At 61.3% G+C, this 21,209-nt stretch carries 13 protein-coding genes, 1 tRNA gene and 1 pseudogene; 12 read left to right on the forward strand and 3 right to left on the reverse strand.

The window, feature by feature from the left end; all coding sequences use genetic code 11:
* The first annotated feature begins 8 nt into the window (after positions 1-8).
* The 5 genes from glpE to IFT98_RS18125 all read left to right on the forward strand — a co-directional run bounded on the left by glpE (position 9) and on the right by IFT98_RS18125 (position 6,787).
* Entirely contained in the window at positions 9-332 is a 324-nt protein-coding gene (gene glpE, locus IFT98_RS18105) for a thiosulfate sulfurtransferase GlpE (RefSeq protein ID WP_122477145.1), read from the forward strand.
* Between the two features lie 307 nt (positions 333-639).
* Complete coding sequence (locus IFT98_RS18110; protein ID WP_122714934.1) at positions 640-2,562, forward strand: PrkA family serine protein kinase; 1,923 nt, start codon at positions 640-642, stop codon at positions 2,560-2,562.
* 104 nt (positions 2,563-2,666) lie between these two features.
* Positions 2,667-3,938: a YeaH/YhbH family protein gene (locus tag IFT98_RS18115; RefSeq protein WP_122714933.1), complete on the forward strand. Its 1,272-nt coding sequence runs from the start codon at positions 2,667-2,669 to the stop codon at positions 3,936-3,938.
* On the forward strand, positions 3,935-5,497 hold the full coding sequence (locus tag IFT98_RS18120) for a SpoVR family protein (RefSeq protein WP_192050891.1): 1,563 nt from the start codon (positions 3,935-3,937) through the stop codon (positions 5,495-5,497). The genes IFT98_RS18115 and IFT98_RS18120 overlap by 4 nt, the downstream gene beginning before the upstream one ends.
* A 66-nt stretch (positions 5,498-5,563) precedes the next feature.
* On the forward strand, positions 5,564-6,787 hold the full coding sequence (locus tag IFT98_RS18125; RefSeq protein ID WP_192050892.1) for a multifunctional CCA addition/repair protein: 1,224 nt from the start codon (positions 5,564-5,566) through the stop codon (positions 6,785-6,787).
* A gap of 102 nt (positions 6,788-6,889) precedes the next feature.
* Here IFT98_RS18125 and folK read toward each other — a convergent pair whose 3' ends face one another.
* Positions 6,890-7,405, reverse strand: coding sequence for a 2-amino-4-hydroxy-6-hydroxymethyldihydropteridine diphosphokinase (gene folK / locus IFT98_RS18130; RefSeq protein WP_192050894.1), 516 nt, complete (start codon positions 7,403-7,405; stop codon positions 6,890-6,892).
* Positions 7,396-7,749, reverse strand: coding sequence for a dihydroneopterin aldolase (gene folB / locus IFT98_RS18135; RefSeq protein ID WP_122714929.1), 354 nt, complete (start codon positions 7,747-7,749; stop codon positions 7,396-7,398). The genes folK and folB overlap by 10 nt, the downstream gene beginning before the upstream one ends.
* A gap of 76 nt (positions 7,750-7,825) precedes the next feature.
* Here folB and plsY point away from each other — a divergent pair, with 76 nt between their 5' ends.
* Positions 7,826-8,395, forward strand: coding sequence for a glycerol-3-phosphate 1-O-acyltransferase PlsY (gene plsY / locus IFT98_RS18140; protein WP_192050896.1), 570 nt, complete (start codon positions 7,826-7,828; stop codon positions 8,393-8,395).
* A gap of 18 nt (positions 8,396-8,413) precedes the next feature.
* Here plsY and tsaD read toward each other — a convergent pair whose 3' ends face one another.
* Positions 8,414-9,439, reverse strand: coding sequence for a tRNA (adenosine(37)-N6)-threonylcarbamoyltransferase complex transferase subunit TsaD (tsaD, locus tag IFT98_RS18145; protein WP_122795556.1), 1,026 nt, complete (start codon positions 9,437-9,439; stop codon positions 8,414-8,416).
* A 196-nt stretch (positions 9,440-9,635) separates the two neighbouring features.
* On the opposite strand from tsaD, the gene rpsU reads away from it, so the two are divergent.
* The 6 genes and pseudogenes from rpsU (at position 9,636) to hsdR (ending at position 21,207) form a co-directional block, all read left to right on the forward strand.
* The gene (gene rpsU, locus IFT98_RS18150; RefSeq protein ID WP_002551877.1) at positions 9,636-9,851 is read left to right on the forward strand and encodes a 30S ribosomal protein S21; all 216 of its coding nucleotides are present in this window, start codon (positions 9,636-9,638) and stop codon (positions 9,849-9,851) included.
* A gap of 308 nt (positions 9,852-10,159) precedes the next feature.
* A complete protein-coding gene (dnaG, locus tag IFT98_RS18155) occupies positions 10,160-12,118 on the forward strand; it encodes a DNA primase (RefSeq protein WP_122795557.1) in 1,959 nt (652 codons plus the stop codon).
* Positions 12,119-12,185: 67 nt separating this feature from the next.
* Positions 12,186-14,030, forward strand: a complete 1,845-nt coding sequence (gene rpoD / locus IFT98_RS18160) for an RNA polymerase sigma factor RpoD (protein WP_185795335.1) — start codon at positions 12,186-12,188, stop codon at positions 14,028-14,030.
* Positions 14,031-14,404: 374 nt separating this feature from the next.
* Positions 14,405-17,353, forward strand: a pseudogene (locus IFT98_RS18165) (sensor domain-containing protein); the annotation flags it as partial.
* Positions 17,354-17,367: 14 nt separating this feature from the next.
* Positions 17,368-17,444: transfer RNA gene (locus tag IFT98_RS18170), tRNA-Ile, on the forward strand.
* A gap of 286 nt (positions 17,445-17,730) precedes the next feature.
* Entirely contained in the window at positions 17,731-21,207 is a 3,477-nt protein-coding gene (hsdR, locus tag IFT98_RS18175; RefSeq protein ID WP_192050898.1) for a type I restriction-modification system endonuclease, read from the forward strand.
* Positions 21,208-21,209: the final 2 nt, after the last annotated feature.

Genomic DNA, 21,209 nt, shown 5'->3' on the forward strand with positions numbered 1-21,209 from the left:
GCCTGCCCATGACCGAATTCAAACGCATCCCTCCGCAAGACGTCCAGAGCCTGCGCGAACAGGGCGCCGTGGTGGTGGACATCCGCGACCCGCAAACCTTCGCGGCCGGCCATATCACCGACTCCACCCACCTGGATAACCACTCGCTGCACGGTTTCATTACGGCGGCCGACCTGGACAAGCCGCTGGTCGTGGTCTGCTACCACGGGAATTCCAGCCAGAGCGCCGCCGCCTACCTGGTAAGCCAGGGCTTTTCGGATGTGTACAGCATGGACGGCGGCTTCGAGCTGTGGCGCAGTACCTTTCCGGGCGAAACCAGCCAGGCCGAGTGATCCACCGCAAGCCCCGTGCGACGAATTTTTTTTCGTCGCCGACGCCGCGCCCCACGGGCCTTCGCAGCATTGACGCAAAGCCCTGTCGCCAGTTAATTGCGCATCCGCCCTTGAAGTCCTCGATAACCAACTATCCTTAAGCTCAGGCCATCCAATACAGGGGAGAGCCGGTACACCGGCGCGCGGGTCAATCGGTCAAGACTACAAGGGTGTTCTGGGGGGTATACGGCCACCACGGGGTTTGGGTGACCGCCAGCATCAACTGAGTGATCCGACGTCGGCTCCACGTATCGAGCGAGGTGACGTCATGAGTATCTTTAGCCACTTCCAACAACGCTTCGAATCCACACGCCAGGAAGAGCTCTCGTTACAGGAGTACCTCGATCTGTGCAAAAAGGACCGTAGAACCTACGCCTCTGCCGCCGAGCGGATCCTGATGGCGATAGGCGAGCCCGAATTGCTCGACACGTCGGCCAATTCCCGGCTGTCGCGCATCTTCTCCAACAAGGTGATTCGTCGCTACCCAGCGTTCGAAGACTTCCACGGCATGGAGGAATGCATCGACCAGATCGTGTCGTACTTCCGCCATGCGGCGCAGGGCCTGGAAGAAAAGAAACAGATCCTGTACCTGCTGGGCCCGGTAGGCGGCGGCAAGTCGTCGCTGGCCGAGAAGCTCAAGCAGCTGATCGAGAAGGTGCCGTTCTACGCGATCAAGGGTTCACCGGTGTTCGAGTCGCCCCTGGGCCTGTTCAATGCCACCGAGGACGGCGCGATTCTCGAAGAAGACTTCGGCATTCCGCAACGCTACCTGAGCACCATCATGTCGCCCTGGGCCACCAAGCGCCTGGCCGAATTCGGCGGCGACATCAGCCAGTTCCGCGTGGTCAAGCTCTACCCTTCCATTCTCAACCAGATCGCCGTGGCCAAGACCGAGCCGGGCGACGAGAACAACCAGGACATTTCCGCGCTGGTGGGCAAGGTCGACATCCGCAAGCTGGAGGAATACCCGCAGAACGATGCCGATGCCTACAGCTACTCGGGTGCCCTGTGCCGCGCCAACCAGGGCTTGATGGAATTCGTCGAGATGTTCAAGGCACCGATCAAGGTGCTCCATCCGCTGCTGACCGCCACCCAGGAGGGTAACTACAACAGTACCGAAGGCCTGGGCGCGATTCCCTATTCCGGCATTCTGCTGGCGCACTCCAACGAATCGGAGTGGCACAGCTTCCGCAACAACAAGAACAACGAGGCGTTCATCGACAGGATCTACATCGTCAAGGTGCCGTACTGCCTGCGTGTCAGCGACGAGATCAAGATCTACGACAAGCTGCTGTTCAACAGCTCGCTGTCCAAGGCCCATTGCGCGCCCGACACCCTGAAGATGCTGGCCCAGTTCACCGTGCTGTCGCGGCTCAAGGAGCCGGACAACTCCAACATCTATTCGAAGATGCGCGTGTACGACGGCGAGAACCTCAAGGACACCGACCCCAAGGCCAAGTCGATTCAGGAGTACCGCGACACCGCGGGCGTGGATGAAGGCATGAATGGCCTGTCGACGCGGTTCGCCTTCAAGATCCTCTCCAAGGTGTTCAACTTCGACCCCCACGAGATCGCCGCCAACCCGGTGCACTTGCTCTATGTGCTGGAGCAGCAGATCGAACAGGAGCAATTTCCGGCCGAAGTGCGCGAGCGTTACCTGCGCTTCCTCAAGGAATACCTCGCACCGCGCTACATCGAGTTCATCGGCAAGGAGATCCAGACCGCTTACCTGGAGTCATACAGCGAGTACGGGCAGAACATCTTCGACCGCTACGTGCTGTACGCCGATTTCTGGATTCAGGACCAGGAGTACCGCGACCCGGAAACCGGCGAGATTCTCAACCGCGTAGCGCTCAACGAGGAACTGGAGAAGATCGAGAAGCCGGCCGGCATCAGCAATCCGAAGGATTTCCGCAACGAGATCGTCAACTTCGTGCTACGCGCCCGGGCCAACAACAACGGCAAGAATCCGACCTGGCTGAGCTACGAAAAGCTGCGCGTGGTGATCGAGAAGAAAATGTTCTCCAACACCGAAGACCTGTTGCCAGTCATCAGTTTCAACGCCAAGGCCAGCAAGGAGGACCAGCAGAAGCACAACGACTTCGTCACTCGCATGGTCGAGCGCGGCTATACCGACAAGCAGGTCCGTCTGCTGTCCGAGTGGTATCTGCGGGTCAGGAAGTCGCAGTGATCGCGCGGTAGGTTTCAGGCCGCGACGGGCCCAGGCAGGCACCAATGCCCGGGCCTTTCGCCGCTCTCGACTTGTGGCTTGCAGCCCGGCTGCCCGGAGGCCTAATGAGCTATGTGATCGACCGACGCCTCAATGGCAAGAACAAGAGTACGGTGAACCGCCAGCGTTTCCTGCGGCGTTACCGTGACCACATCAAGAAGGCCGTGGAAGATGCCGTCGGCCGTCGCTCAATCACCGACATGGAGCATGGCGAGCAGATCAGCATTCCCGGCCGCGACATCGACGAGCCGGTGTTGCATCACGGCCGCGGCGGCAAGCAGACCGTGGTGCACCCCGGCAACAAGGAGTTCACCGCAGGCGAACACATCGCCCGTCCGCAGGGCGGCGGCGGTGGCAAGGGGCCCGGCAAGGCGGGCAACTCCGGCGAGGGCATGGACGAGTTCGTGTTCCAGATCACCCAGGAGGAATTTCTCGAATTCATGTTCGAGGACCTGGAGCTGCCCAACCTGGTGAAGCGCAACCTCAGTGGTACCGACACCTACAAGACGGTACGCGCCGGTATCAGCAACGAGGGCAACCCTTCGCGGATCAACATCATCCGCACTCTGCGCTCGGCACACGCGCGGCGCATAGCGCTTTCAGGCAGCAGCCGCGCCAAGCTCAAGGCAGCCAAGCTTGAACTCGAGCGCTTGAAGATCGAGGAACCGGACAATTTCGGTGACATTCAGGCGTTGATCGGGGAAATCGAAAAGCTCAGCGCCCGCATCCATCGCGTGCCTTTTCTGGACACCTTCGACCTCAAGTACAACCTGCTGGTCAAGCACCCCAACCCCAGCTCCAAGGCGGTGATGTTCTGCCTGATGGACGTGTCCGGCTCCATGACCCAGGCCACCAAGGACATTGCCAAGCGCTTCTTCATTCTGCTGTATCTGTTTCTCAAGCGTAACTACGACAAGATCGAGGTGGTGTTCATTCGCCACCACACCAGCGCCCGCGAAGTCGACGAGGAGGAGTTCTTCTACTCGCGCGAGACCGGCGGCACCATCGTTTCCAGCGCCCTGAAACTGATGCAGGAGATCATGGCCGCACGCTACCCCACCAACGAATGGAACATCTATGCCGCCCAGGCCTCGGACGGCGACAACTGGAACGACGACTCACCGATTTGCCGGGAAATCCTCACCCAGCAAATCATGCCGTTCGTGCAGTACTACACCTATGTGGAAATCACGCCGCGCGAACATCAGGCCCTGTGGTACGAATACGAGCGCATCAGCGAGTCGTTCGCCGATACGTTCGCCCAGCAGCAGCTGGTATCGGCCGGTGATATCTATCCGGTCTTCCGTGAACTCTTCCAGCGCAGGTTAGCGACATGACCGCCAGAGAGCAGAAGCGCCAACCCATCTCCACGGGCTCGGAATGGACGTTCGAGCTTATCCAGACCTACGACCGGGAAATCAGCCGCATCGCCGAGCGCTATGCGCTGGACACCTACCCCAACCAGATCGAGGTGATCACCGCCGAGCAGATGATGGATGCATACGCCTCGGTGGGCATGCCCCTGGGTTATCACCATTGGTCCTACGGCAAGCATTTTCTCAGCACCGAGAAGTCCTACACCCGCGGCCAGATGGGCCTGGCCTACGAGATCGTGATCAACTCCGATCCGTGCATCGCCTACTTGATGGAGGAGAACACCATCTGCATGCAGGCGCTGGTGGTGGCCCATGCCTGCTATGGGCACAACAGTTTCTTCAAGGGCAACTACCTGTTCCGCACCTGGACCGACGCCAGTTCGATCATTGATTACCTGGTGTTCGCCAAGTCCTACATCATGAAGTGCGAGGAACGCCATGGCATCGACGCCGTGGAGGACCTGCTCGATTCCTGCCATGCCCTGATGAACTACGGCGTCGACCGCTACAAGCGCCCCTATCCGATTTCCGCGGAAGAAGAACGTCGTCGCCAGGCCGATCGCGAGGAGCACCTGCAGCGGCAGATCAACGATCTTTGGCGCACCATTCCCAAGGGCGCCGACAAGAACCGCGAGGAAGACAACGCCCGGTTCCCGGCCGAGCCGCAAGAGAACATCCTGTATTTCATCGAGAAACATGCGCCGCTGCTCGAGCCCTGGCAGCGCGAGATCGTACGAATCGTGCGCAAGATCGCGCAGTACTTCTATCCGCAGCGCCAGACCCAGGTGATGAACGAGGGCTGGGCAACGTTCTGGCACTACACCTTGATGAACGACCTCTACGACGAAGGCCTGGTGACCGATGGCTTCATGATGGAGTTTCTGCAGTCGCACACCAGTGTGGTGTTCCAGCCCGGTTTCGACAGCCCCTACTACAACGGCATCAACCCCTATGCGCTGGGCTTCGCCATGTACCGCGACATACGCCGCATGTGCGAGCACCCGGACGAAGAAGATCGCCACTGGTTTCCCGACATCGCCGGCAGTGACTGGCTGTCGACCATCAAGTTCGCCATGAGCAGCTTCAAGGACGAGAGCTTCATCCTGCAGTACCTGTCGCCCAAGGTCATCCGCGACCTGAAGCTGTTCAGCATCATGGACGACGATCAGCGGGACGAGTTGCTGGTGCCGGCCATCCACGACGAAAACGGCTATCGCACCATTCGCGAAACCCTGGCGGCGCAATACAACCTGGGCAACCGCGAGCCCAACGTGCAGATCTGGAGCATCGATCGACGCGGTGACCGCTCGCTGACCCTGCGTCATCAGCAACATGACCGCAAGCCGCTGGGCGACTCCACCGACGAGGTGCTCAAGCACCTGCACCGCCTGTGGGGGTTCGATATCCATCTGGATACGCTGCAGGGCGATCATCTGGTCAAGACCCATCACGTGCCGCCGCGCAGCGAGCACGCGGACGGCAGCCATGGGCGCATGGACCTCAACGTCGTCCACCTCTGAGACAGGTGCGTGCACAAAACCGCCGATGGCTTGGTGTTATCCTTCCGGGCCATCGGAGGTGTTGCAATGAAGATCTATGAAGTGGGTGGAGCGGTGCGCGACCGCTTGCTGGGTATACCGGTTGTGGACATTGATCGAGTAGTGGTCGGTGCCGACGCCGAACGCATGCTTGCTGACGGCTATCGCCCCGTGGGCAGCGATTTTCCGGTGTTCCTGCACCCGCAGACCGGCGAGGAGTATGCCCTGGCACGTACCGAGCGCAAGAGCGGACGCGGCTATGGCGGCTTCGTCTTCCACGCCAGCCCGGACGTGACCCTCGAGCAGGACCTGTCGCGGCGCGACCTGACCATCAACGCCATGGCCGAGGACGCCGACGGCCATATCATCGACCCGTACGGCGGCCAGCAGGACTTGAGCGACCGCCTGCTCAGGCACGTGTCCCCAGCGTTCATCGAAGACCCCTTGCGCGTGCTGCGGGTCGCACGTTTCGCCGCGCGCTATGCCGGGCTGGGCTTTCGCGTGGCCGAACCGACCTTGCAGCTGATGCGTGAGTTGAGCGAGTCAGGCGAGCTGGAGGCATTGACCGCTGAACGCAGCTGGAAGGAGATTTCCCGAGCATTGATGGAAGCTCATCCCCAGGTGTTCATTCAGGTGCTGCGCGATTGCGGGGCGCTGGAGCACCTGTTGCCTGAGGTCGACGCGTTGTTTGGCGTGCCACAGCCGCCGGCTCATCATCCGGAGATCGACACCGGGGTGCATACCCTGAGCGTGCTGGAGCAGGCCGCGCGCCATGGCCAGCCGCTGAGCGTGCGCTGGGCATGCCTGCTGCACGACCTGGGCAAGGGCACTACGCGCCCCAGTGAGTGGCCGCGGCATATCGCCCACGAGCAGCGCGGCGTGAAGTTGATCAAGGCGGTCAACGAACGCTTCAAGGTGCCCAGGGATTGTCAGGAGCTGGCGGTGTTGGTGGGTGAATATCACACCCATGCTCATCGCGCTCTGGAGCTCAAGCCGTCGACCTTGCTGGAACTGTTGCAGAACTTCGATGTGTACCGGCGCCCCCAGCGCTTCGAGGATTTCATCATTGCCTGTGAGATGGACGCGCGTGGCAGGTTGGGGTTCGAGGCACGGGAATATCCCCAGGCGGATTATCTAAGGGGCGCGGCTGCAGCGGCGCGGGGGGTGGCGGTTCAGCCGCTGGTTGCCGAGGGGTTCAAGGGCCAGGCGTTGGGCGAGGCGTTGAAGCGGGCGCGGTTGGAGGCACTCAAGGCATATAAGGCGGGGGTTTGAGGGCGGCTTTACGGGCCTCTTCGCGGGCAGAGACCCGCTCCCACAGGGGGGCAGGCTCTGCCTGTGGGAGCGGGCTGTACTTGCGAAGAAGACGCAGATGATTCAAAGCGTGGCGGGAGTCAACTGTTGGCCGCGCCATTCGAATGGGACGGGGGCCAACACCTGGTCTATTGTCGACTCGCGCCAAAGCTGGTCAAGGCTCACTCCTGCGCTTGGATGCACCAACTCTGGCGCGATCAGCGCCAATGGCCACAGTACGAATGCATTTTTCAGAATTTCGGCACGGGGTAATACCAGTCCGTCGAAGTTGCCGGCCAGGTCGCCGTACAGCAACACATCGATATCCAATGGCAGGCCTTTGCGGTCCGGGGCGTAGCGGCCATTGTCGGCTTCGATGAACTTCAGCCGACGATCCAGTGCGGTCAACGGCAGATCGGTCAGCGCCGTCACCACGAGGTTGAAGAACGGGCCACTCTTGATCCCCACCGGCTGGCTTTCGAATACCGGCGAACAGCGCATGTCCACGAGCAAGGACGCCAACGCATCGAGCCCCGCACACAGATGGCGTTCACGGTCGGTGTTGCTGCCCAGGCCCAGGTAGATTCGATTCAGCGACATCCGCGCTCGATCTCCACGCCGACACCTTGCGCCGCCGCGACGGCGCCCGGCTTGGTGACCTTGAGCCGCAGCCAGGAAATGCCGAATTCGCTCATCAACAGCTGGGCCAGACGTTCGGCGAACGTCTCGACCAGTTCGAAGCGGGCCTGTGCGGCAAATGCCTGGACGCGCTGCGACACCGTCGCATAGTCGAGGGCCAGGGTAAGGTCGTCGCCGGCCGCAGCCGGGCGGTTGTCCCAGGCGAACACCAGGTCCAGACGCAGACACTGACGAATGTCGCGCTCCCAATCGTAGGCGCCGATCACCGTGTCGACTTCCAGACCTTCGATAAACACTCTGTCCAAGCACTTCACTCCGCAGCACGACAAGGGCGCCAGGCGCCGTTAGAATCAAGGGTTTCCATACCCGGAAATAGTAAGCATGTTCTGGTTGCTGGCGCTTGGCGCCTACCTGCTCGGCTCGCTGTCCTTCGCTATCGTGCTCAGCCGCGCGACGGGCACCCCCGACCCGCGAATGAGCGGTTCGGGCAACGCCGGGGCAACCAACATGCTGCGCCTGGCCGGTAAAAAGCTCGCCATCCTCACTCTGCTGGGCGACTTGTGCAAGGGTTTGCTGCCGGTGCTGGCTGCCGCCTGGGCCGAGATGACACTCGGGCAGCAAGCCTGGATCGGGCTCTGCGCGGTGATCGGCCACCTGTTCCCGCTGTATTTCCGCTTCAAGGGCGGCAAGGGCGTGGCCACCTCGGCCGGCCTGTTGCTGGGGCTGTACCCACCCGCTGCGCTGCTGGCCCTGCTGGCCTGGGCGCTGACCTTTCGGCTCACCCGCACCAGTTCGCTGGCGGCCCTGATCGCCACGCCCCTGACCCTGCCGTTGCTGGCCTGGCAGCGCCCGGAAGCGCTGCTGCCCTTGTGTGTGCTGACGGTGCTGGTCATCTGGCGTCACCGCGGCAACCTGCGCGATCTGTTCGCCGGCCGCGAGCGTCACTTCTGAGCGGGCTGGCCAGAACGTTCACAGCGGTGGCAACTGCTCCATTGGCCAACGGGCCTGGACACTGATCGCCAGGGTTTCCTGCTGCCCGGCCAACAGCCGCTGACAACCAGCATAGGCGATCATTGCGCCGTTATCCGTACAGAACTGCGGACGCGCGTAGTAGACATTGCCACCCAGTTCACCCAGCATTTTTTCCAGGCCCTGGCGCAGCGACTGGTTGGCACTCACCCCGCCGGCGATCACCAGACGCTTGAGACCGGTCTGCTTCAAGGCGCGGCGGCATTTGTAGGTCAGGGTATCGACCACCGCCTGCTCGAAGGCCAGGGAGATGTCGCAGCGGGTCTGCTCGCCGTCGTCCCCGGCGCTGCGGCATTGCTGCCAGGTGTTGAGGGCGAAGGTCTTCAAGCCGCTGAAGCTGAAATCCAGGCCGGGGCGGTCGCACATCGGCCGGGGGAAGGTGAAGCGTCCCGCCACACCCTGCTTGGCCAGGCGGGCAATCTCCGGACCGCCCGGGTAATTGAGGCCGATCAGCTTGGCGGTCTTGTCGAAGGCCTCCCCGGCGGCATCGTCCAGGGTCTCGCCCAGCAACGCATACTGGCCGATACCGTCGACCTGCACCAATTGGGTATGGCCGCCGGACACCAGGAGGGCAACGAACGGGAACTGCGGCGGCTGCTCTTCGAGCATGGGCGCCAACAGATGGCCTTCCATGTGATGCACGCCCAACGCCGGTATGTCCCAGGCGAACGCCAGCGCCTGGGCGCAGGAGGCACCTACCAGCAGCGCCCCCACCAGGCCGGGACCGGCCGTGTAGGCGATGGCGTCGATCTCGGTTGCCGCGCAGTCGGCCTCGGCCAGCACCTGACGGATCAACGGCAGCATGCGTTTGACGTGATCGCGCGAGGCAAGCTCGGGCACGACCCCGCCATAGGCGCGATGCAGGTCGATCTGGCTGAACAGCGCGTCGGCCAGCAGGCCGCGTTCGCTGTCGTATAATGCGACACCGGTTTCGTCGCAGGACGTTTCCAATCCCAGTACTAGCATGGCCCAGGCCTTGTGGAGCTCTATTCGAAGGCGCGCATGATAGTCGTCGAACAAGGCACCGACCAGCGGTTTTCGATCAGAGGCTTTGCATTCCTCTCAGGTAAGGGTTAACATCCGCAACCCTTAAAAACCGACGTACTTATGCGCGATTTTGCCATGAGATGTCGACCCCGGTAATGAATGAAGGTAGCTCTGGATGCCAGCCGTCAAAGTTAAAGAGAACGAACCCTTCGACGTAGCTCTGCGTCGTTTCAAGCGCTCCTGCGAAAAAGCCGGTGTACTGGCTGAAGTTCGTAGCCGCGAATTTTACGAGAAGCCGACTTCGGAGCGTAAGCGCAAGGCAGCAGCCGCTGTCAAACGTCACGCCAAGAAAGTCCAGCGCGAACAGCGCCGCGCCGTTCGTCTGTACTAATACACAGACGTTCGTTGCAAGCTTCTGCCTTGCCCGGCTCACAGCCGGGCTGCCGGCAGTTGCAGCAGTACCCCGCCTCAACCGTCAGAACTGGCTTCATCGCCAGATCGTGCGCGTCATTCTGACGAGCCTTGCAAGGCTGCAGACGAGCACACTTATTCCTTTGGCAACGCCCCGCTTCGACAGCTGCCTCCGGGCGCCGTTGAACGCATAGACGTTTCCGATACAGAAATCTGCGCTGCAACACCTGCCAGACCGATTTCCAATGGGTACACTTCCGCTCCTGGGCTGCTGATAAAGAGAACGCCATGGCCGGGCTGATTCCCCAAGGCTTCATCGACGACCTGCTCAACCGCACCGATATCGTCGATGTCGTGCAGTCTCGCCTGCAAATGAAGAAAGCCGGCAAGAACTACACGGCCTGCTGCCCGTTCCACAAGGAAAAGACCCCTTCCTTCAGTGTCAGCCCCGACAAGCAGTTCTATTACTGCTTCGGCTGCGGCGCAGGCGGCAATGCCCTTGGCTTCATCATGGACCACGACAACCTGGACTTCCCCCAGGCCGTCGAGGAACTGGCCAAGGCCGCCGGCATGGAAGTGCCGCGCGAAGACAGCGGGCGCAACAGCAAGCCTCGCCAGCCCACCGACTCACCGCTGTACCCATTGCTTGAAGCTGCCGCGGAGTTCTACCGCCTGGCGCTCAAGGGGCATGCGCAACGTCGCGCGGCAGTCGACTATCTCAAGGGTCGTGGCCTGTCCGGCGAGATCGCCCGCGACTTCGGCCTGGGCTTCGCACCGCCCGGCTGGGACAACCTGTTCAAACACCTGAGCAGCGACAGCCTGCAACAGAAAGCCATGATCGACGCTGGCCTGCTGGTGGAGAACGCTGACTCGGGCAAGCGCTACGACCGCTTTCGCGACCGCGTGATGTTCCCCATCCGCGACAGCCGCGGACGGGTCATCGCCTTTGGTGGCCGCGTGCTTGGTGACGACAAGCCCAAGTACCTGAACTCGCCGGAAACCCCGGTGTTCCACAAGGGCCAGGAGCTGTACGGCCTGTACGAGGCACGCAAGCACAACCGCAATCTCGACGAGATCATCGTCGTGGAAGGCTACATGGACGTCATTGCCCTGGCCCAGCAAGGCCTGCGCAATGCCGTCGCGACCTTGGGTACGGCCACCAGCGAGGAGCATCTCAAGCGCCTGTTCCGCGTGGTGCCCAGCGTGCTGTTCTGCTTCGACGGCGACCAGGCCGGCCGCAACGCCGCCTGGCGCGCACTGGAGGCCGCACTGCCGAGCCTGCAGGATGGGCGCAAGGCGCGCTTCCTGTTTCTGCCCGAAGGCGAAGACCCGGATACCCTGGTGCGCTCTGAAGGCACCGACGCCTTCCGCGCCCGCATCAACCAGCACGCACAGCCGCTGGCCGACTATTTTTTCCAGCAGTTGACCGAAGAAGCCGATCCGCGCTCGCTAGAGGGCAAGGCGCACATGGCGACTTTGGCCGCGCCGCTGATCGACAAGGTACCGGGCGCCAATCTGCGCACGTTGATGCGCAACCGCCTGAGCCAGATCACCGGCCTGAGTGGCGAGGCCGTCAGCCAACTGGTGCAAAGCGCCCCTGCCGCGCCGATGCCCAGCCATGATCCGTTGGCCGATTACGATTCGATGCCCGGTTATTCGCCCGACTTCAGTGACTTTCACGCGCCGCCGGCCTTCGAACCACAGCAACAATGGACATCGGCCAAGCCGAGCGGGAAGAAATGGGAAGGCAAGCCCTGGAAGGGCAAAGGCAGGCGCGATTTCGAACCGCGCCCGCAGCCGCGCACGCCGGTGACCGTCGAGCCGCCCACTTTGAGCGCGCTGCGAACCTTGCTGCACTACCCGCAACTGGCGGAAAAGGTCGAGGACGTCAGCCATTTTGCCGATGAAGAACAGGTACACGCGCAGTTGCTGGTAGCACTGCTCGAAGCCTTGCAGAAGAATCCTAAGCTACGCTCTCTGCAATTGATCGCGCGCTGGCACGGCACTGAACAGGGCAAGCTGCTGCGAGCACTGGCTGAGAAAGAATGGCTGATCGATGCCGATAACCTTGAACAACAGTTTTTCGACACTATAACTAGCTTGTCCGCTCGCCAACGCGAGCGTTGTCTCGAGCATTTGCTCAGAAAATCAAGACAGAGTGAACTGAGCGCAGAGGAAAAGAATCAACTGCGCGAGCTACTCAGCCGCAATGTTCACGCACAAACCCCGACCTCAACTGGCGCGTGAGGTCCTAGCTCGGGTATAATCCTCGGCTTGTTTTTTGCCCGCCAAGACCTTCAGTGGATAGGGTGTTATGTCCGGAAAAGCGCAACAGCAGTCTCGTATCAAAGAGTTGATCACCCGTGGTCGTGAGCAGGGTTACCTGACTTACGCGGAGGTCAACGATCACCTGCCCGAGGATATTTCAGATCCGGAGCAGGTGGAAGACATCATCCGCATGATCAACGACATGGGGATCAACGTATTCGAGAGTGCTCCGGATGCGGATGCCCTTTTGTTGGCCGAAGCCGATACCGACGAAGCGGCGGCCGAAGAGGCCGCTGCCGCGTTGGCAGCGGTCGAGACCGACATCGGTCGCACGACCGACCCAGTGCGCATGTACATGCGCGAAATGGGTACGGTCGAGCTGCTCACGCGTGAAGGCGAAATCGAAATCGCCAAACGTATCGAAGAGGGCATCCGTGAAGTGATGGGCGCAATCGCGCACTTCCCCGGCACGGTCGAGCACATACTCAGCGAATACGATCGCGTGACCACCGAAGGCGGTCGCCTGTCCGACGTGCTCAGCGGCTACATCGACCCGGACGAAGGCATTGCGCCGCCGGCCGAGGTGCCGCCGCCGGTCGAGAAATCGGCTGACAAGGCCGATGGCAAGGATGACGACGAAGAGGAAGCCGACAGCGACGACGAAGACGAAGTCGAAAGCGGTCCGGATCCCGTCATCGCCCAGCAGCGCTTCGGCGCCGTGTCCGACCAGCTCGCCGTCACCTTGAAGGCGCTGAAGAAGCATGGCCGTCACAGCAAGCAAGGCATTGCCGAGATGTTGCTGCTGGCCGAGCTGTTCATGCCGATCAAGCTGGTACCCAAGCAGTTCGAAGGCCTGGTGGAGCGTGTTCGTGGTGCCCTGGAGCGTCTGCGTCAGCAGGAACGCGCCATCATGCAGCTGTGCGTCCGTGATGCACGCATGCCGCGTGCCGACTTCCTGCGCCAGTTCCCCGGCAACGAAGTCGACCAGACCTGGAGTGATGCCCTGGCCAACGGCAAGGCGAAGTACGCCGAAGCCATCGGTCGGTTGCAGGCCGACATCCAGCGCTGCCAGCAGAAGCTGAGCGCGCTGGAAGCGGAAACCGGTCTGACCATCGCCGAGATCAAGGACATCAACCGTCGCATGTCGATCGGCGAAGCCAAGGCGCGTCGGGCGAAGAAAGAGATGGTCGAGGCCAACCTGCGCCTGGTGATCTCGATTGCCAAGAAGTACACCAACCGTGGCCTGCAATTCCTCGACCTGATCCAGGAAGGCAACATCGGCTTGATGAAGGCGGTGGACAAGTTCGAATACCGTCGCGGGTACAAGTTCTCGACGTACGCCACCTGGTGGATTCGTCAGGCCATCACCCGCTCGATCGCCGACCAGGCACGCACCATCCGTATTCCGGTGCACATGATCGAGACCATCAACAAGCTGAACCGCATCTCGCGGCAGATGCTGCAGGAGATGGGTCGCGAGCCTACGCCTGAAGAGCTGGGCGAGCGCATGGAGATGCCCGAGGACAAGATCCGCAAGGTCTTGAAGATCGCCAAGGAGCCTATCTCCATGGAGACGCCGATTGGTGACGACGAAGACTCCCATCTGGGTGACTTCATCGAAGACTCCACCATGCAGTCGCCGATCGACGTGGCCACCGTGGAAAGCCTCAAGGAAGCCACGCGCGAAGTGCTGGGCGGCCTTACCGCACGGGAAGCCAAGGTGCTGCGCATGCGTTTCGGTATCGACATGAACACCGACCATACCCTCGAGGAAGTCGGCAAGCAGTTCGATGTCACCCGCGAGCGTATCCGCCAGATCGAAGCCAAGGCGCTGCGCAAGCTGCGTCACCCGACCCGAAGCGAGCATCTGCGCTCGTTCCTCGACGAATAAGCTTCTGCGACGAGCACCACCAGAACCCCCGGCCCTGTCGGGGGTTTTGCATCATGGACCGATGGCCTTCAAGTTTGTTATCACCCCCTCTTCCCGCTGGCCGCCGCGCCCGACTACACTGGCCCTTTCTGCGCTGGTCCACCGAGGCTGCCATGCATCGACTGCCGGCTCTTGTGCTGCTGACTTCGCTCGCCGGGCCAGCCATCGCCGACACCCCTCCTCCCGCTGGCTACCCGCCTGGGCAACTTGAACGTCCGTCGTTATACACCGACGGCGCAAACGCTCGCCCTGTGTTCGCAGCGCTGGCGAACGACCGCGCGCCGTCGATGGACGAGGAAACTGTGGCCGATGCCACGCCCGCGCGCGACTGGTACAACACCCTGATCTACGGTCTGCCAGGGCTGGTCATGCTGGTGATTGCCCTGGGCGTGGTGATTCGCATCAACCGTCGCCTGACGTCGGAGATCAGCCAGCGCATTGCCCTGGAGCATGAGCTGCGCAGCAGCGAATACCATTATCGCGGCCTGGTCGAGAGCCTTTCGGCCATTGCCTGGGAAGCCGATACCACCGACTACACCTACAGTTACGTCTCGCCCCATGCCGAGGCCCTGCTGGGCTACCCTCTGCAGAGCTGGCTGGAGCCGGGCTTCTGGCAGCGCATCCTGCACCCGGAGGATGCTCGCCGAGCGCGCGCCTACTGCTCGGAACAGACCGCCGCAGGGGTAGGACACGCCCTTGAATACCGGGTGATCACCGCCGACGGACGCAGCCTGTGGGTGCGTGACATCGTCAGCCTGATCAAGCATGACCTGCGCCCGGTGATGCGCGGCCTGATGATCGACATCAGCGAAACCAAGAAAATCGAGGAGGCCCAGCGCCTGTCCGAGCAGAAATTCGCTTCGGTGTTCCGCCAGTGCCCCGACATTCTGGTCATCGCGCGGCTCAGCGACGGCTGCCTGCTGGAGGTCAACGAGGCCTTCGAAGAGCAGATCGGTCTGAAGGCGCCGCAGGTGGTCGGACGCCGCGCCGCCGAGCTGGACATCTGGGGCGTGGACGGCGTGGCACCGCGCTTGCTCAAGCGCCTGCAAGGCGGCAGCGTACGCAATCTGGAGATGACCTTCCGCCGCGACAACGGGCAGCGCTTCACCGGGCTGCTCTCGGCCGAGCCCTTCGAGCTGCAAACCACCGCCGCCCTGGTCGTGGTGGTGCGCGACATCAGCGAACTCAAGCAGACCCAGCAGCGCCTGCAGATTTCCGAAGAGAAATTCGCCAAGGCGTTCCACGCCTCGCCCGACGGCATGTTGTTGACCCGGCAGAGCGACGGGCTGCTGATCGAGGTCAATGAAGGCTTCAGCATCATGACCGGGCACAAGAGCAAGACCTCGCTGGATCGCTCGACCCTGGAGCTGGGCATCTGGGCCGACCCCAACGAGCGCAAGCGGCTGTTGGAGAAACTGCAGCGGCAAGGCTTCGTCCGCGACTTCGCCTGCCGCATTCGGCGCATCGATGGCCAGGTGCGACTCTGTGAGGTCTCGGTGCGCCCGCTGCCGATCGGTGGCGACGCGTGCATGCTGACGATTGCCCGCGACATCACCGAGCGCCACCAGATGCAGCACAAGCTGGCGCTGGCGGCGACCGTGTTCGAGAGCACCGCCGAGGGCGTGCTGATCACCGACACCCAGCAGCGCATCAGCATGGTCAACCGCGCGTTCACCGAGATCACCGGCTTCAGCGAACAGGAGGTGCTGGGCCAGACCCCTCGCCTGCTCGCCTCGGGCCAGCACGACAGCGCGTTCTACATCGCCATGTGGCATCGCCTGGCGGCCGAGGGGCATTGGCAAGGCGAGATCTGCAACCGGCGCAAGAACGGCGAGCTGTACCCCAGCTGGCTGACCATCAGCTCGGTGCGCAACGGCGACGAAGCGATCACGCATTTCGTGGCAGTGTTCGCCGACATTTCCAGCCTCAAACACGCCCAGGCGCGACTGGACTATCAGGCCCATCACGACCCCCTGACCGGCCTGCCCAACCGCACCCTGTTCGAAAGCCGCCTGGCCGCCGCCCTGGCCAGCCAGACCGAAGCCGGGGGCCAGGGCGCGGTGCTGTTTCTGGACCTCGACCGCTTCAAACACATCAACGACAGCCTCGGCCACCCGGTCGGCGACCTGCTGCTCAAGGGCATCGCTCAGCGCCTCAAGGAGCAAGTACGCGACATCGACACCGTGGCCCGCCTGGGTGGCGACGAGTTCATCATTCTGCTGCCGGGCCTGGCCCACGCCAGCGATGCGGAGCACATCGCCGCCAAGGTCCTGGCCTGCTTCGCCGCCCCCTTCCAGGCCGGCGACCACGAGTTCTTCACCAGCGCCAGCATCGGCACCAGCTTGTATCCGCAGGACGGCAGCGACGTCGCCACGCTGGTCAAGAACGCCGATGCCGCCATGTACCGCTCCAAGGCCAAGGGCCGCAACCGGGTGGAGAGCTACACGCGCGAGCTCACCACCCAGGCCACCACGCGCATCGCGCTGGAGCACGAGCTGCGCCGCGCCATCGAGCGCGACGAACTGAGCCTGAGCTACCAACCCAAGTTCAGCATCGACACCCACAGCCTGGTGGGCGCCGAAGCGCTGATCCGCTGGAAACACCCCAACTTCGGTGACGTGCCGCCCGAGCAATTCATTTCGCTGGCCGAAGAGAACGGGATGATCCTGCAGCTCGGCGATTGGGTGCTGGAACAGGCCTGCCGGCAGATGTGCGAGTGGAAACGGCTGTACCACGAGTTCGGCCCGCTGTCGGTCAACCTCGCCGGCGCCCAGTTGCGCCAACCCAACCTGCTCAAGCGCATCGAAGGACTGCTGGCCGACAGCGGCCTGCGCCCGCAGTCGCTGCAGCTGGAGATCACCGAAAACTTCATCATGAGCCAGGCCGAGGAAGCCCTGGTGGTGCTGCATCAACTCAAGCGCCTGGGCGTGCAACTGGCCATCGACGACTTCGGCACCGGCTACTCGTCGCTGAGCTACCTCAAGCGCCTGCCGCTGGACATCCTCAAGATCGACCAGTCCTTCGTCCGCGGCCTGCCCGACGACCCCCACGATGCCGCCATCGTACGAGCGATCATCGCCCTGGGCCGCAGCATGCAACTGACCGTCATCGCCGAAGGCGTTGAAACCCCGGCGCAACAGGCGTTCCTCGCCCGCGAAGGCTGCGAGCAGATCCAGGGCTACCTGGTCAGCCTGCCCCTGCCCCCCGAGCGCTTCGCCGCGACCTTTCTTCGTATGCGCCTTTCGGATTTTTCGGATAGCACTCCCTTCAATCCATCGCTATAATCGGCGGCCTTCTGGGGCCTATAGCTCAGTTGGTTAGAGCAGGGGACTCATAATCCCTTGGTCCACGGTTCGAGTCCGTGTGGGCCCACCATTAAAATCAAGGGGTTGTGTTCGCAAACCTTTTCTCAAAAACCCAGCTGTCAATCACCGGTCAATCACCTCGACCTTGAGCAGCAGCTGTGCCGCACGTCCTTGCATCCCGATTTCTTTCAAAATGCCGGCTGGCTCCCGATTGGCTCCTGATGAGTCTTCTTTGCTTTTCCAAGAAGGAGCACGTTGGGCAACTGGCCATATGCATATCATTACGGTAACTTTCGTAAAGCTGGGCGCAATTTCATTCATGGACAGTGGCATAAGGCTTTCGCGAAGGATCGACGATGACCACAAGCAGTAACTTTGCCTTTCTCAAAGAACACGACCCAGTATTGTTTCAGCTCGCCAATACGGCCGAGCACGTGTTCTCCAGCGACCCCAACACCACGCTGATAAAGCTCCGGCAACTGGGAGAAGCGTTGGCACAGGATCTGGCCAGTCGCGCCGGCATCGAATTCGACTCCAACACTACGCAGGCTGACTTGCTATACAAGTTTGGCCGCGAAATCCAGCTAGATCGCAACATCGTCAGTCTGTTCCACACTCTGCGCATCGAAGGCAACAAGGCCACCCATGGCTTCCACACACTCCACCGCGATGCTCTGGATGGCCTCAAGGTGGCACGTGAGTTGTGCGTGTGGTTTCATAAGGCGCTAGGCAAAGCAGGCAGCACCTTCAAACCAGGTCCCTTCGCTACACCGGCAGACCCCAGTGTTCCGCTCCGCGACTTGCAAAGCCAGATCGAACTACTCAAAGCCCAACTCAATGAATCAAATCAACAACTGGAATCGAACCAGCAACTCGCCGAGCTGAAAAAACGCGAGGCTGAGGAGTATGCCGTTCTTGCCGAGCAGATGGATGCGGAGTCCCGTGGCCACAAGCAACTCGCCGAGGCACACGAAGCCGAACTAACCAACTTGCGCGATGAGTTTGAGCAGCGCGTCAAAGCCCTACAGCAGGAGCTTGCAGCCAAACCTCAGACCACGCAGTTGGTCAAGCACAAGACTCAGCAGGCCAGCAGCAGCTTTGACCTCAACGAGGACCTAACCCGTATCCTGATCGATCAGCAACTGATTGAAGCCGGATGGGAGGCAGATTCGCTGGATCTCAAGTACAGCAAAGGTGCACGTCCAGAGAAGGGCAAGAATAAGGCCATTGCCGAATGGCCTACCAGTAAGCCGGGAGAGGATGCCGATTATGTGCTGTTCGCCGGGCTCACACCCGTGGCCGTGGTCGAAGCAAAGCGCAAACGCATCAATATTGCCAACCGCATACCCCAGGCAGAGCGCTACTCCCGCCAATTTGTCCTCGCGGACGGACATCAAAAAGGTTGGCAGCTTTCGGGCCTGAGTCAGCCATGGCTCGATGGTCAAGGCGGTAGCTTCCACATTCCCTTTGCCTTCGCTTGCAACGGCCGGCCCTATATCAAACAACTGGCAGAACAGTCAGGCATCTGGTTTCGTGACCTGCGCAGTCCGGCATACCTGCGCCGACCACTGCAGGACTTCCATACTCCGGCAGGACTGCTCGACTTGCTCAAGCGCAGCCGCGAAGAAGCCGAGGCGCAGCTGCAACAGGAAGGTTTCGCCTATCTTAAGCTACGTAACTATCAGGAAAATGCCATCCGTGCAGTAGAGCAGGCGCTAACTAACAACCAGCGCGACTGCCTGCTCGCTATGGCTACGGGCACAGGTAAGACACGCACCATCATCGGTCTGATGTACCGCTTCCTTAAAGCCGAACGCTTCAAACGCATTCTGTTTTTGGTCGACCGGAGCGCTCTTGGCCAGCAGGCTATCGATGCCTTCAACGAAGCACCACTGGAGCAGAACCATACCTTGGCGCAGATCTACGACGTCAAGGAACTCGGCGACATGGCCGCTGAAGCGGAAACCCGCATTCAAGTAGCCACGGTACAGGCCATGGTGCGGCGCATCTTCCAGTCCGAAACTCCTCCACCCATTGATGAGTTCGACTGCATCATCGTCGACGAAGCCCACCGCGGTTACACCCTCGACCAAGAAATGACCGAAGGAGAACTGGCTGTGCGCGATCACGGCCAGTACCTCTCGCAGTACCGCCGCGTGCTCGATTACTTCGACGCCTGCAAGGTCGGCCTCACCGCCACCCCGGCCAAACACACTAGCGAAATCTTCGGCAAACCGGTATTCACCTACAGCTACCGCGAAGCCGTGGCTGAGGACTGGCTGATAGACCACGAACCGCCAATCCGCTATGAAACATTGCTAAGCCAGAACGGCATTCATTTCGCCAAGGGCGATAGTGTCAGCGTGATCAACTCCCAGACCGGGGAAGTCGATGTAGCCGAGCTAGAAGACGAACTCGACTTCAACATCGAATCCTTCAACCGACGGGTCATCACCCCTGGTTTCGATAAGGTGATCTGTGAGCAACTGGCTCAGGAGCTGGACCCGCAGGGCGAAGAGAAGACCATGGTCTTCTGCGTCAACCAGGCACACGCCGAACGAGTCAAAAACCTGTTGGACGACGCCTTCAAGGACCTGCACGGTGATCAATACAACCAAGCTAGCGTGGAGATCATCACCGGCCAGAGCGATAAGGTCGAACAACTTATCCGCCGCTACAAGAACGAGCGCACCCCCAACATAGCCATCACCGTTGACCTCCTTACCACTGGCATCGACGTGCCGGCGATTTGCAATCTAGTGTTCATGCGTCGCGTGCGCTCGCGCATCCTCTACGAGCAGATGAAAGGCCGCGCGACCCGCCGCTGTGACGACATCGGCAAGACCGTATTCCGCATCTACGACCCCGTCGACCTCTACGCCAGCCTGGAAGAAGTCGACACCATGAAGCCACTGGTGAAGAATCCTAACGTAACGCTGGAGCAGTTGGTCAGCGAGCTGACTCAGGGCGGCAGTTTCGACGCCCCCGGCAACGTGGAAGGCAGCAGTCACGCCCATGACGTGCTCGACCAACTGAGCCAACGCGTGATGCGCATCCTGCGCAAGGCCAGCCACAAGGCCGAAACCAAGCCGACGCTGCAGAAGAAGCTCAATGAATTGGAGGACGCCTGGGGCGTGGCGCCGGCGCAATTGCACAGGCACCTGCAGGACCTCGGCCCGCAGCAGGCCGCCAACTTCATGCGCCAACACAACCACCTGCTTGGCCAACTGGCCGAAGTCAGCGCCCTGCTGGGTTCGGAAAACTATCCGGTGATCGCCACCCACAACGACGAGCTGATGTTGCGCGAGCAGAACTACGGCAGTAACCAGAAACCGCAGGATTACCTGGAGAGCTTCCACCAGTTCATCCACAACCAGCTCAATCAGTCCGTCGCGCTCGGCGTTGTAGTCAATCGCCCCAAAGACCTCACTCGTGATCAGCTTCGCGAAGTCCGCCTACTGCTTGACCAGAACGGCTACAGCGAGGCGAACCTGAGTAGCGCCTGGCGTAACCAGACCAACCAGGAAATCGCCGCCAGCATCGTTGGCTACATTCGCCAGGCCGCCATCGGCGAAGCACTCCTACCCTTCGAGCAGCGCGTAAACAATGCCATGCAGAAAATCTACGGGTTGCATTCCTGGACGCCAGTGCAGCGCAAATGGCTGGACCGCCTGGCCAAGCAACTGACTCACGAAGTGATACTCGACCATGAGGTGCTCAACCGAAACTTTGCCCAGGATGGCGGCACCAAGCGGCTGGACAAGCTACTCGCTGGCCACCTCAACGACGTCATAGAAGCACTGAACGACAACCTTTGGCCGCAGACGGGTTGAGC

This window comes from Pseudomonas sp. CFBP 8770 (assembly GCF_014841705.1).
GTDB lineage: Bacteria > Pseudomonadota > Gammaproteobacteria > Pseudomonadales > Pseudomonadaceae > Aquipseudomonas.